Genomic DNA, 12,989 nt, shown 5'->3' with positions numbered 1-12,989 from the left:
GTGGGTGGATGATCAGGTCACGACGGTCGGCTCGGCGCGGCCCGTGCGCTGCTTGAGTGCCGACACCTGCTCGGCGATGGCGATCAGCGGCGCCAGCGCGTCCTGCGTGTCGAGGTCGTGGCGCGCCGGGTCGGCTTCGTAGCGTTCGAGGTACAGGCGCACGGTCGCGCCCTCGGTGCCGGTGCCGGACAGGCGCAGCACGATGCGCGAACCGTCCGTCATCACGATGCGCACGCCCTGGCGCGCGGAGACGGAGTTGTCGACAGGGTCGGTGTACGTGAAATCGTCGGCGAGCTGCACACGGTAGTCACCGAAAGTCTGGCCGGCGAGCGACGGCAGCCTGGCGCGCAGCGCGTCCATCATGGCATTCGCGGCCGCCGCGTCGACGGCTTCGTAGTCGTGGCGCGAATAGTAATTGCGGCCGAAGCGGGCCCAGTGCGCCTGCACGATCTCGTTCACCGACTTGCCCGTCGCGGCGACGAGGTTCAGCCAGAACAGCACGGCCCACACGCCATCCTTTTCGCGGATGTGCGCGGAGCCGGTGCCGTAGCTCTCCTCGCCGCACAACGTGGCAAGCCCCGCGTCGAGCAGGTTGCCGAAGTACTTCCAGCCGGTCGGCGTCTCGAAGCACGACACGCCCAGCGAGGCCGCGACGCGGTCCGCGGCCTGCGACGTGGGCATGGAACGCGCGATGCCCTTGATGCCGTCGCGGTAGCCCGGCGCCACGGTTGCATTCGCCGCAATGATGGCGAGGCTGTCCGACGGCGCCACGGCGAGCTTGCGCCCGACGATCATGTTGCGGTCGCCGTCGCCGTCCGACGCGGCGCCGAAGTCCGGTGCATCCGGGCCGTCCATCAGCGCGATCAATTCTGCCGCGTTGACAGGGTTCGGGTCGGGGTGGTGGCCGCCGAAGTCTTCCAGCGGTTCGGCATTGATGACCGTGCCGGCAGGCGCGCCCAGCATGCCTTCGATGATCGCCTTTGCGTACGGGCCGGACACGGCGTACATACCGTCGAAGCGCATCGTGAAGCCGCGCGCGAACAGGGCGCGGATGGCGTCGAAGTCGAACAGGCCGGCCATCAGCTCGGCGTAGTCGGCCACGGAATCGATCACCTCCACTTCCATGTCTTCGATGCGGATGCTGCCGAGTTTATCGAGGTCGACGGGGCCGGCATCGCTGATGCGGTACGAAGTCAGGGTCGTCGTGTGTTCGTAAATGGCCTCGGTGATCTTTTCCGGCGCAGGGCCGCCGTTGTCGATGTTGTACTTGATGCCGAAGTCGCCGTCCGGACCGCCCGGATTATGGCTGGCGGAGAGGACGATGCCGCCGAGCGCGGCGCGCTTGCGGATGACGCAGCTGACGGCGGGCGTCGACAGGATGCCGCCGCGGCCGACGAGCACGCGGCCCACGCCGTGCGCCGCGGCCATGCGCAGGATCGTCTGGATCGCGTTACGGTTGAAGTAACGGCCGTCGCCGCCGAGCACCAGGGTGCGCCCTTGAAAGTCGCCCAAGGTCAGGAAGATGGCCTCGACGAAGTTTTCCAGGTAGCCGGGCTGCTGGAACTCCGTCACCTTCTTGCGCAACCCGGACGTGCCGGGGCGCTGCCCGGCGAACGGGGTCGTCGCAATGGTCTGAATCGTCATGTCGTGCTCCTGTCGGGGATGTTGTTGTCAAACCCGTAAGGATACGACACTCGCCCCGAGCGTGGCGCCGCTTATTTCCGCTTACCGGGCGGCCGCGCCGTCGCGGTCGGTGACGAACAGCGCAAGCGCGGCCGCGATGACCATCGACACGCCGCCCAGCACCAGCGTCATCACCGCGTGGTTGCCGAACATATGCTTCGTGAACCAGCCGAGCACGAGACCGCTGACGACCTGCGGAATCACGACGAAGAAGTTGAAGAGGCCCATGTAATAGCCCATGCGGTTGGGCGGAAGCGCCGCGGCCAGGATCGAATACGGCATCGTGAGGATGCTCGCCCACGCCAGGCCCACACCCACCATCGGGATCAGCAGCAGGTGTTTGTCGTGGATGAAGAACGTGCTGGCCAGCGCCAGGCCGCCGATCGCGAGGCACACTGCGTGGCATGCCTTGCGGCTCGTGCGGCGCGCCAGCATGGGCAGCACGAACGCGGCCAGCGCGGATATGCCGTTGTAGACGGCGAACATCACGCCGACCCAGTTGCCCGCCTCCTGGTAGCCGGCCGACAGCGGATCGGTCGTGTTGTAGACGTTGTCGGCGATCGCGGGACCGGTGTAGATCCACAGCGCGAACAGCGCGACCCACGAGAAGAACTGGACGAACGCCAGCTGCACCATCGTCTTCGGCATGTGCGCGAAACCGCCCACGATCTCGCGCAGCGCGACGCCGATATTGCGCGAATGCTTGCGCTGGGCCGCGAAGCGGTCGAGGTCCGGCGGCGGCAGTTCGGTCGACGTGAACACGGTCCACGTCACGGCCAGCAGGAACGCGGCGCCGCCGATGTAGAACGAGTAGCGCACGGAGTCCGGCACGGCGCCGTTCACGGGCACGTTGGACACGCCCAGGACATCGGTGAACAGGATCGGCAGCAGCGACGCGATCACGGCGCCGCAGCCGATGAGGAAGGTCTGCATCGCGAAGCCGGCCGTCTGCTGCGACGTGTCGAGCTTGTCGCCGACGAACGCGCGGAACGGCTCCATCGACACGTTGATGGACGCGTCCATCAGCCACAGCACGGCCACGGCCATCCAGATGGCGGCGGAATTCGGCATCAGGAACAGCGCGGTGGCGGCCAGCACGGCGCCGAGGAAGAAGAACGGACGGCGGCGGCCCCAGGTCGGGTGCCACGTGTTATCGCTGAGGTAACCGATCACCGGCTGCACGAGGAGACCGGTGACGGGTGCCGCGAGCCACACGAGGGCAAGGTCGTCCATCGACGTGCCCAGCGTGGCGAAGATCCGGCTCGTGTTCACGTTTTGCAGCGCAAAGCCGAACTGGATGCCGAAGAAGCCGAAGCTCATGTTCCACAACTGCCAGAACGACAGCCGCGGCTTGAGCGTGTGAGTTTGCATTTCCATCTGTGTCCCCTAACGCGCCCGGACTCGTGCCAGGCTGCCACATGTAGCAAAGTAACATGGGGTTTTCTGAGTGTCAACGCGATTTGCGCCTTGAATCCACAGAAAATGTAGTCAAACAACACAGATGCAGCGCGTTTGACGGATTAACCCTTGCGTGGCTTCTTGTCGGCGAACTTGCGCTTGGCCGGCTTCTTCTCGGGCGGCTCCTGCCCGTCGCGCGTGATGCCCAGCTGCTGGCCCGCCACCCACACCTTTTTCAGATGGTCGAGCAGGTCGGGAGGCAGGTCGGAGGGCATGTCGAGCGTGCTGAAGTCGTCGTAGATCTCGATGCGGCCAATGTCGCGCGAGGCGATGCCGCCCTCGTTCGCGATCGCGCCCACGATATTGCCCGGCTTGACGCCGTGGTGGTGCCCCACCTCGATGCGGTACGTGGCCATGCCCGGCTCCGGCGCGCGCTCCACGCGTTCCTTCTTGAAGCTGTCGCGGGCCGGACGTGCGGGACGCTCGTCGCCGAAGCTCTCGCGGCCCGCGCGCGCTGGACGCTCATCGCGCTCGCGTTCACGTTCGCGGAACTCCGGCTTCGGCTCGCGGTCCGGCTTTTCCAGCAGCAGCGGTTCGTCGCCGCGATACAGCTTGGCCAGCGCCGCGGCGATGTCGATCGCAGGCACGTTCTGCTCGCGCTCGAAGTCTTCGATGAGGGAGCGGAACACGTCGAGGCCGCCCGCGGCCAAGGTCTGGCCGATCTGTTCCTTGAAGCGCGTGATGCGCACTTCGTTGACGGCCTTGATGGTCGGCAGCGTGAGCTGCGCCACCGGCTGGCGCGTGGCACGTTCGATGGCTTTCAGCAGGCTCCGTTCGCGCGGCGTGATGAACAGGATCGCGTCGCCGCTGCGGCCAGCGCGGCCCGTGCGGCCGATGCGGTGCGTGTAGCTTTCCGGGTCGGACGGCACGTCGTAGTTGATCACGTGGCTGATGCGCTCCACGTCCAGGCCGCGCGCGGCCACGTCGGTGGCGACGAGGATGTCGATCTTGCCGTTCTTGAGCTGCTCGATCGTGCGCTCGCGCTGTTGCTGGGCCATGTCGCCGTTGATGGCGGCCGCCGCGAAGCCGCGCGCCTGCAGCTTGGCCGCGAGTTCCTCGGTGCCGAGCTTCGTGCGCGCGAAGACGATCATGCCGTCGAACGGCTCCGCTTCCAGGATGCGCGTCAGCGCGTCGAGCTTCTGCAGGCCTGCGACGAGCCAGTAGCGCTGCGTGATGTTGGTGGCCGTCGTCGTCTTGGCGGCGACCGTCACCTCGCTCGGTTCGCGCAGATAGGTCTTGGCGATGCGCTTGATCTGCGCCGGCATCGTCGCGGAGAACAGCGCCGTCTGGCGTCCTTCCGGCGTCTCCTGCAGGATGCGCTCGACGTCGTCGATGAAGCCCATGCGCAGCATCTCGTCGGCTTCGTCGAGCACGAGGGTCTTCAGCTGCGAGATGTCGAGCGAGCCCTTGTCGAGGTGGTCGATGACGCGGCCCGGCGTGCCGACGACCACCTGCACCCCGCGGCGCAGCGCCGACAGCTGCGGGCCGTAGCTCTGGCCGCCGTAGATCGGCAGCACGTGGAAATTCTTCAGGTGCGCGGCATAGCTCTGGAACGCTTCGGCGACCTGGATCGCGAGCTCGCGCGTGGGCGCGAGCACGAGGGCTTGCACGGCCGGGTTCTTGACGTCGATCTTCGACAGCACGGGCAGCGCGAAGGCGGCCGTCTTGCCGGTGCCCGTCTGCGCCTGCCCCAGCACGTCGCGGCCTTCCATCAGCAAGGGGATGGTGGCGGCCTGGATCGGCGACGGCGTCTCGTAGCCGACCTCCTTCAATGCCTTGAGGATAGGTGCGGGGATGTCGAGGTCGGCGAACGTCTGGAGCTGTGTGTCATGCATGGAAAGTATCTTTAAGAATCGTAAGCAAACCTCCAGTTTACTCCTTTGAACGCCGGGGTTCAGGATTATTTGGCATCGCGTGCATGAAAAATGCCCCTTGCCGCAACAACGGCAAGGGGCATTCGTACGACGCCGGGACGTGCTTACAGCTTGTAGTTAAAGCCGAACAGCATCTGGCGGCCGTACTTCGTGTAGCCGCGCGGACGGTCCGTCGAACCCGAGTAGGTCTGGAACGCCGTGTCGGTCAGGTTGTTCACCTGGAACAGCACGGACAAGCCCTTGATCTCCTTGAAGTCATACCCGAGCTGCAGGTCGACGACGCGGTCCGGTTTAGTGAACGTCAGTTCCGTCGCGCCGCCGATGCCGCCGATCTCGGCCACGTAGTCGCTGCGGTAGCGCTGGGCGATGCGGGCCGAGAAACCGTTGTCCTCGTAGTAGGCCGTCACGTTGAACACACGCTTCGACAGGCCCGGCAACGGGATGCTCATGTTGCCGAAGCTCTGGTTCTTGATCGAGATCTCGCTCGTCGTGAACGCCGCGTTGGCCGTCACGCCGAAGCCGGACAGCACCGGGGTGAACAGGTCCAGCGGAACGGAGGCAGCCAGTTCCAGGCCTTCCAGCTTGCCGCCGTTGCCGTTCTTCGGCTGGGTCATCGTGCCGATGTTGCTCGTCGCGCCCTGCAGGTTGTACTCGGAGAAGTCGCGCGGTTCCGTGACCGTGTAGATGTACGACTTCAGGTCCTTGTAGAAGCCCGCCACCTGCACGTAGCCCTTGTTGCCGAAGTATTTTTCCCACGACAGGTCGACGGCATTCGCGCGCCACGGATCGAGTTGGGCATTGCCGCCGTTGCCGTACGGCGTACCGGTGCTCTGGTGCGTCAGGCCCACTTCACGCGACGCGTTCAGCTCGTCCAGGCGCGGGCGGGCCAAGGTCTTGTTGGCGCCGAAGCGCACGATCTGCTGTTCCGGCAGGCTCCAGATCAGGTTCAGGCTCGGCAGGTAGTCGTTGTACTTCTTGCCGTCCGTCAGCGGCACGAGGTCGGCGAACGGCCAGGCGCGCAGCGTCTGCGCGGTCGAGCTCTGGTCCGTGTGCACGGCCTGGATGCCCACGTTGCCGCGCAGCGGCATAGCCATCAGTTCCGTGTCGATGTTCAGCTTCGCGTAGCCGGTCTGCACCTTCTCCGTGATGCTCCAGTTCTTCGTCGCGCCCCACGGCACCAGCACGGCCGGCGTGTACGGCGCAAAGTTTTGCGACAGCACGGACGGGATGTCCCAGCTCAGCGTGTCCGGGAGCGCGTACAGCGATTGCGAACCGTTGACCGCGCCGGCGGCGATGGCGCCCGTGCCCAGCTTCGTGAAGCCGGTCTCGAGGTGGTGCTTTTCCTTGTCGCGCTTCGAGTTATTGAAACCCACTTCGACGCCGTTGAACAGCTTGCTGTCGAAACGGTATTCGGCGCTGACGCGGAACGAGTTCAGCTTGTCCTTCAGGTGCGGTGCGTTGACGTAGCCATCGCCGTACTGGCCGCCGATCGTCAGCAGCGACGGATCGTTGTACACGCCCGTCAGGCCGATGTTCGGCACGGTGCCGTTCGCGTAGTCGAACGTCATCGTCTGGCGCGACGCGAGGCCCGTGTTGATCTCGTCGAGTTCTTCCTTGTGGTCGGCCTGCGAGTGGCTCAGGTCCGCGACGAAGGTCCAGTCGCCCGCGATGTACTTGTTGTTCCAGCCATAGGCCGTCAGCGTGTCGTTCTGGCGATAGTGGTTGTTGCGCACCACCGGATTGACGTTGTTCGCGGTACCGGCCATCATGATGCCGTTGCCGTTGACGGTCGTCGGCGTGAACGAGACGTTGTTGTCGTCCGTGAGCTGGACCTCCATGCCGCGGCGGTCTTCGTTCAGCTTGAAGCGCGAGTGGTAGGCGTCGACGGTCGACGTGAACTCGCGGATCGGGTGCCATTCGACGACGCCCATCAGGCCGTCGCGCACCTGGTTGCCCGTCTGCGCCAGCGACTTGATGCCTTTCGGGACCTTGACCGTCTTGCCTGGCACGGCCGACGTGTTGTCGACCCAGTCCCACGTCTCGAACTGGCGCGACTCGTTCGGCTTGTCGGCGCGCGCATAGCCCACGGCCACACCCAAGGTGCGGTTCAGGAATTGGTCGACGTACGAGGCGCTGATGCGGCTGCCCGTGTCCTTGGCGCCGGCGCTGATCTTGCCCTGGCTGTTCTTTTCGCCGCGCACGTTCAAGGTGACGACGCGCTCGCGCAGCGACAGCGGCTTGATCGTCTTCAGGTCGACCGTGCCCGACAGGCCCTGGCCGACGAGCGCCGCGTCCGACGTCTTGTACACGGTGACGGCGTTGATCAGTTCCGACGGGTACTGGTCGTACTCGACCGTGCGGTTCGCGCTCGTGCTGACCTGTTCGCGGCCGTTCAACAGCGCGGTCGACAGGTCGCCCGACGTGCCGCGGATGCTGATCTGTTGCGCCTGGCCGTTCACGCGCTGTGCCGACAGGCCCGGCAGGCGCGCCAGCGATTCGGCGATGCTGATGTCCGGCAGCTTGCCGATGTCCTCGGCGGAGATCGTCTCGACGATGCTCGTGGCGTCCCGCTTGACGGCGATCGCGTCTTCGATACTGCGGCGGATGCCCGTCACGGTGACGGTGGCGACCGGTGCGGCCTGGGCGGCATCGGCCGCCTGGGTCTGCGCGGACGCCTGGGCGGCAGCGAGCGTCAGGAAGACGGCGCAACCGACCGCGACCGGGCTGAGTTGGAATGCGGGCTGACTGCCCTTCGAAATGTTCATGTGTCCCCTCGACATAATCAATGTGCTTATCAGAGGAACGTCAGCCTTTCGCCGATGCGTGTTGCCGGCCACGGGCTCGAACGTTCGGAACCGATTCTGTATTAAAACTAGATTACGTGTCAACGAAACGCGGGTTTTGGTAATGTACTTGTGGTTTTCGCCCACAGAATGCGTACAGACGGGGGTTTATGCGGGCTGTTTTAGTAGATACATACATCGAAGAAATGTAGTTCGGGTACAAACCCACGAATGAAAACGGTTACATGGACGTGGCGGCGCCGCCGCGGGAACGGCTGAGGGCACTGGAGAGGGAATCGGGGAGGAGGACGCCGCCCGGCTGGCGCATCCGGGCGGCGCGGGGCTTACATCGGGGGCGCCTTGCAATACTCGGCGATGAACGCAGCGTGATCGGGCATGTAGTCGACGCACTGGCGGATGACGTCGGCCACGCTGTCCATGTATTCCTGGATGCCCTCTTCCGACTGCACGTCCACCAGCGGGTGATAGGCTTGCGGGTGGATGTTCTGGCCGACGAGGACCTGCTGCCAGCCGACTTCCGTGAACAGCTCGCTGTCGACGCGGCGCAGGCGGCCGTGCGTGCGGAACAGGTCGATCTTTTCGCGCAGCGCGGCCGGAATCTCCATGTGCGCGCAGGCGCGCCAGAACTCCGCGTCGTCGCGCTGGTTCGCGTAGTAATGCAGGATGATGAAGTCGCGCGTGCGCTCGTAATGGAAACGCGACAGGCGGTTGAACGCGTCGACGTCCGGCTGGCTGAAGCCCTGGTCGGGGAAGTAATCGAGCAGGCGCTGGATCGCGTCCTGGATCATGTGGATGCTCGTCGATTCGATCGGCTCCAGGAAACCGCTCGACAGGCCGATCGCCACGACGTTCTTCTCCCACGCCTTCTTGCGCATGCCCGTCGTGAAGCGGATCGGGCGCGGGTCCCCAAGCGGCTTGCCGTCCAGGTTGGACAGCAGCACGTGCGCGGCCTCGTCGTCGCTGATGTAGCGGCTGCAATAGACGTGGCCGTTGCCGATGCGGTTCTGCAGCGGGATACGCCATTGCCAGCCCGCCTGGTGCGCGGTGGCGCGCGTGTACGGCGTGAGGACCGGCACCGATTCGCACGGCACGGCCAGCGCGCGGTCACACGGGAGCCAGTGGCTCCAGTCCTCGTAGCCCGTCGCCAGGGTCTGTTCGATCAGCAGGCCGCGGAAGCCCGAGCAGTCGATGAACAGGTCGCCCTCGATGCGGTCGCCGTTTTCCATCACGACGGCGTCCACGTGGCCGTCGTGCACGCGCTGCGTCGCGCGCACGATCTTGCCTTCGATGCGCTCGACGCCGCGGCTTTCCGACAACTTGCGCAGGTGGCGCGCGTACAGGCCGGCGTCGAAGTGATAGGCGTAGGTGATCTCGGCCAGCGGCGAGTTGCCCAGGTCGGTGCGCGGCAACATGAACTTGTTCGCGCGCGCGGCCGCGCGCGTGATCGAGTAGTCGGCCAGGTCGCGTGCCTTGCCCAGCGCGCGCATCTTGTGCCAGTACTGCTCGAAGCCGACCATCCACAAATCCTGGCCGAGGCGCCCGAAACCGTGCATGTAGCGGTCGCCGCGGCGGCCCCAGTTGACGAATTCGACGCCGAGCTTGAACGTGCCGTTGGTCGCTTTCAGGAACTCGGCCTCTTCGATGCCCGCGACGGTATTGAAGCGCTGGATCATCGGGATCGTGGCCTCGCCCACGCCGACGATCCCGATCTCGTCGGACTCGACGAGCCGGATGCGGTAGCGGCCGCGCAGCGCGGTGGCGAGCGCGGTGGCCGTCATCCAGCCGGCGGTGCCGCCGCCGACGATGACGATGGTGTTCAGGTGAGGGACTTGCATGCTGGGTCTCGCGATCATGAAAAAACACCCCTGCTGACCAGGGCCGGCAGGGGTGCTTGCGTAACTGTCGACACCGACAGGATACCGTAGGGTGGACGGCTCCGCCGTCCACGCGTCCAACCGGCGTTTGCATTGTCGCGGCGCTCGACCGGTGATTGAACGCGTGGACGGGAAACCCGTTCACCCTACTAGAACTTGTAGCTCGCGCCCACGCTGTAGGTACGGCCGAAGCTGATGTCTTCCGCGATGCTGTCACGCTTGCCCGCGAAGCGGATGAAGTGCGAGTTCGTGAAGTTGTTCACGGCCGCCGACAGCGTCAGGCCCTTCAGCGCGCTCGTGGCCGGGAAGTCGTAGTTCATCTGCCCATCGACAGTCGTGTTGCCACGGATGAAGGTGAGCTGGTTGTTGTCCTGGAAGTCGCTGACTTCGCCCAGGAAGTCGCCACGCTTCTTGGCAGCCACCGACACGCGGAAACCGGCGTTCTCGTAGTAGACACGTGCGTTGGTCACCGTATGCGACAGGCCCGGCAGCGGGATCGTGCTGACGCCACCCGTGTCTTCCACGGTCAGGCCGGTCGTCTGCAGGTTCACCGAGCTCAAGGTGTTCGAGTAGTTGACCTCGACGCCGAAGCCGGTCAGGTACTTGGTCACCATGGCGAACGGCAGCGACGCCGTCAGCTCGATACCCTTGATGTTGCCACCCGAGCCGTTGACCGGGGTGTTCAGGATACCGATGGTCGAGCCGGAAGGCGGCAGCGGGGTCTTGGCGCTCAGCAGGCCGCTCGTCGCGAAGTCGACTTCTTTAGGAATGGTCAGCACGTACGTGTCGAGCTTCTTGTAGAAGGCGGCTGCGGCCACGTAACCCTTCGCACCATTGACCGAGAAGTATTTTTCCCACGACAGGTCCAGCGCCTTCGCACGGAACGGCTCCAGGTTCGGATTGCCGGCGCTGCCCGACAGGATCGCACCACCCACGTGCCCGCGGTCCACGCTGACGCCGCCGCCCGGACGCAGGTCGTTCATCTTCGTGCGCGACAGCGTCTTGCCCAGGCCGATACGGAACATCTGGTCATGCGGCAGCTCGAAGCCCAGGTTCATGCTCGGCAGGAAGTCATTGTACGAGTGGTGACCCTGGATCACATAGGCCGGGCAAGGCTGGCCGGCGTTACCCGCGCAATTGCTCGTGTCGACGACGCTGCCGGTCGAGCCCTGGCTCGTGTGGATGTACTGCGCGCCGACGTTGCCGCGGTACGACAGGCCGAACAGCTCGCCTTCCAGGTTACCCATCAGGTAGCCGGTCGAGACCTTTTCCGACACGTCCCAGTTCTTGTCCGTCTGGATCGGCTGGTCGACCTTCGGCAGCAGCTGGTAAATCGTGCCCAGCGAACCGAGCGGGTTCCAGGCGACGACCGGGATGCCCGATTGCGGCGTCACGACAACGTCGGTGCCCGGCACCGGTGCCGAGCCGTACGGACCGGTACCGACGGTCAGGTTGCCTTCGTTCTGGTCGCGGCCCTTGTTGCGGTTCGTGCGGTTGACGCCGAATTCGACGGCGGTGAGCGGACCCAGTTCGAGGTCGTGCTTGGCGGAGAGACGGTACGACTTGACGTCGTCGGTCGTCACGCCCACGGCCACGTAGCCGGCCTGCGGGTTGCCGGTCAGGCCACCGCCCCAGCCCGCGTGGTCGGTCAGGACGACCTGGCTGCGGTCGGCGTAGTTCAGCGACGTCGTGTATTTCGGGGCCAGGTTGTCGTTGCCGCCGTAGCCGGTCCAGGAGATGGTGGACAGGTTCGTCGCGTCGCCCGGCTGGCCGGCCGTCGTTTCATAGCGGTTCGAGTCGTGCTTGACCTTCGAGCCGGCCACGTCGCCGGTGACGGTCCAGCCGTCGCGGCGCAGGCGGCTGTTGATGCCCCACGAATTCAGCGTGTCGGTCACGGCCTCGATGTGGTTACGGACGTCGCCCTTGAAGTTCGTGCAGGTGCCGGAGGTGGCCACACCGTCGACGATGGTGGCATTGGTCAGGACGCCGTTCGGGTCGTACGAACCGGTGCTGCCGCAGACGGAGCCTTCCAGGCCGGTCTTCTTGGTGTTGTCGGTGTTCTTCGAGTGGAACAGGTCGACCGTCGTGACGAAGTCCTTGTTCGGGCGGAACTGCAGGATGCCCATCACGCCCTTGTTCGTCTGCGGGTCGCGCTGCACGTCCGTCTTGAAGCCGTTCGGCACTTTGACGGTCTGGCCGTTGTACGTGGCCGAGCCCGAACCACCGCCCCAGCCGTCGGCCTGGAACTGTTCGGCGCCCGTGTCGTTGAACTTCACGGCGCCCAGCGCGACGCCGATCGTGCGGTTCGCGAACTGGTCGATGTAGGTCAGCGTGCTGCGGTAGCCGGTGCCGCTGGCGAGACCGTTGTTGTGCTCACCGAAGCGCATGGACTTGTAGCCGATGGCGACGGTACGCTTCGCGAAGTCCAGCGGCATCACGGTGCGCTGGTCGATCGTCGACGCGATGCCCTGGCCCATCAGGCTGGCGTCCGGCGATTTGTAAATGGTGATGGTGCCCAGCATCTCGGCCGGGTACAGGTCGAACTTGACGCCGCGGCCGTCGCCGGACGTCGCCTGCTCGCGGCCGTTCAGCAAGGTGCCGTTGAAGTCCGGCGACAGACCGCGCACGGAGATCGCGGACGCGCGGCCCGACGACTTGTCGCGCTGTGCGGTCACGCCCGGCAGGCGCGAGATCGATTCGGCGACGGTCGCATCCGGCAGCTTGCCGATGTCTTCCGCCGAGATCGCCTCGACGATGGAATTGGAATTCTTCTTGATGGAGATCGCCGCCTCGATGCCGCGGCGGATACCGGTCACGGTCACCTGGCTGATCGGATTGCCATTGGCATCCGTCGCCTGCACGGCTTGCGATACGGCGGCGTCCTGCGCGTACACGTTGGCGCCCAGCGCCGACAGGAACACGGTGCAACCGGCAGCTACCGGGCTCAGCTTGAACACGAGTGCGCCGTTGCGCGCGTGCTTGCCATTAAAAATCTTCATTTGTCCCCTCAAATCATCAGATCTCATTATTTTCCCGAGGACGACAGCGTGAGCCCGCACACGGGAGGCCAGAAGCAAACGTTCTTATACGTTCCGTCAAGGATTCTGTATTAAAACTAGATTCAGTGTCAACGCGACTTGCTTTCAATTACGAGAATGTAGGGGTTTTACGCCGTTTTACCCTAAAAACGACGATTCCCGTTGTATTCGAGCTACAAAATATACGTATCGTCCGTGTAGTCGGGCTACAAATTGATTTCCGTGCATCAAATAAGGGCAAAACTGCACCATCTTTGT

6 protein-coding genes are annotated in these 12,989 nt (G+C 64.8%); all 6 read right to left on the bottom strand.

All coding sequences use genetic code 11. The annotated features are described in order from the left end of the window. Positions 1-12: 12 nt before the first annotated feature. Entirely contained in the window at positions 13-1,644 is a 1,632-nt protein-coding gene (locus tag NX784_RS20915; protein WP_258818631.1) for an alpha-D-glucose phosphate-specific phosphoglucomutase, read from the bottom strand. Positions 1,645-1,725: 81 nt separating this feature from the next. Beyond that, positions 1,726-3,060 carry an MFS transporter gene (locus NX784_RS20910; RefSeq protein ID WP_258818630.1) on the bottom strand — a complete coding sequence of 445 codons (1,335 nt, stop codon included), beginning with the start codon at positions 3,058-3,060 and terminating at the stop codon, positions 1,726-1,728. Positions 3,061-3,203: 143 nt separating this feature from the next. Further along, complete coding sequence (locus tag NX784_RS20905; RefSeq protein WP_258818629.1) at positions 3,204-4,976, bottom strand: DEAD/DEAH box helicase; 1,773 nt, start codon at positions 4,974-4,976, stop codon at positions 3,204-3,206. Positions 4,977-5,119: 143 nt separating this feature from the next. Then, a complete protein-coding gene (locus NX784_RS20900) occupies positions 5,120-7,780 on the bottom strand; it encodes a TonB-dependent receptor (protein WP_258818628.1) in 2,661 nt (886 codons plus the stop codon). A 362-nt stretch (positions 7,781-8,142) separates the two neighbouring features. Beyond that, on the bottom strand, positions 8,143-9,654 hold the full coding sequence (locus NX784_RS20895) for a tryptophan halogenase family protein (protein WP_258818627.1): 1,512 nt from the start codon (positions 9,652-9,654) through the stop codon (positions 8,143-8,145). 188 nt (positions 9,655-9,842) lie between these two features. Beyond that, positions 9,843-12,692, bottom strand: a complete 2,850-nt coding sequence (locus NX784_RS20890; RefSeq protein ID WP_258818626.1) for a TonB-dependent receptor — start codon at positions 12,690-12,692, stop codon at positions 9,843-9,845. Positions 12,693-12,989 lie beyond the last annotated feature (297 nt).

Source organism: Massilia pinisoli, from assembly GCF_024753285.1.
In the GTDB taxonomy this organism is placed as follows: domain Bacteria; phylum Pseudomonadota; class Gammaproteobacteria; order Burkholderiales; family Burkholderiaceae_D; genus Telluria; species Telluria pinisoli.
The sequence above is the reverse complement of the archived record's forward strand: the minus strand, read 5'-3'. Positions and strand labels throughout refer to the sequence as shown.

Excerpts from the sequence above, each read along its gene's own strand:
- NX784_RS20905 (WP_258818629.1), bottom strand. The coding sequence starts at position 4,976 with ATGCATGACACACAGCTCCAGACGTTCGCCGACCTCGACATCCCCGCA.
- NX784_RS20900 (WP_258818628.1), bottom strand. The coding sequence starts at position 7,780 with ATGAACATTTCGAAGGGCAGTCAGCCCGCATTCCAACTCAGCCCGGTC.
- NX784_RS20890 (WP_258818626.1), bottom strand. The coding sequence starts at position 12,692 with ATGAAGATTTTTAATGGCAAGCACGCGCGCAACGGCGCACTCGTGTTC.
- NX784_RS20915 (WP_258818631.1), bottom strand. The coding sequence starts at position 1,644 with ATGACGATTCAGACCATTGCGACGACCCCGTTCGCCGGGCAGCGCCCC.
- NX784_RS20910 (WP_258818630.1), bottom strand. The coding sequence starts at position 3,060 with ATGGAAATGCAAACTCACACGCTCAAGCCGCGGCTGTCGTTCTGGCAG.
- NX784_RS20895 (WP_258818627.1), bottom strand. The coding sequence starts at position 9,654 with ATGCAAGTCCCTCACCTGAACACCATCGTCATCGTCGGCGGCGGCACC.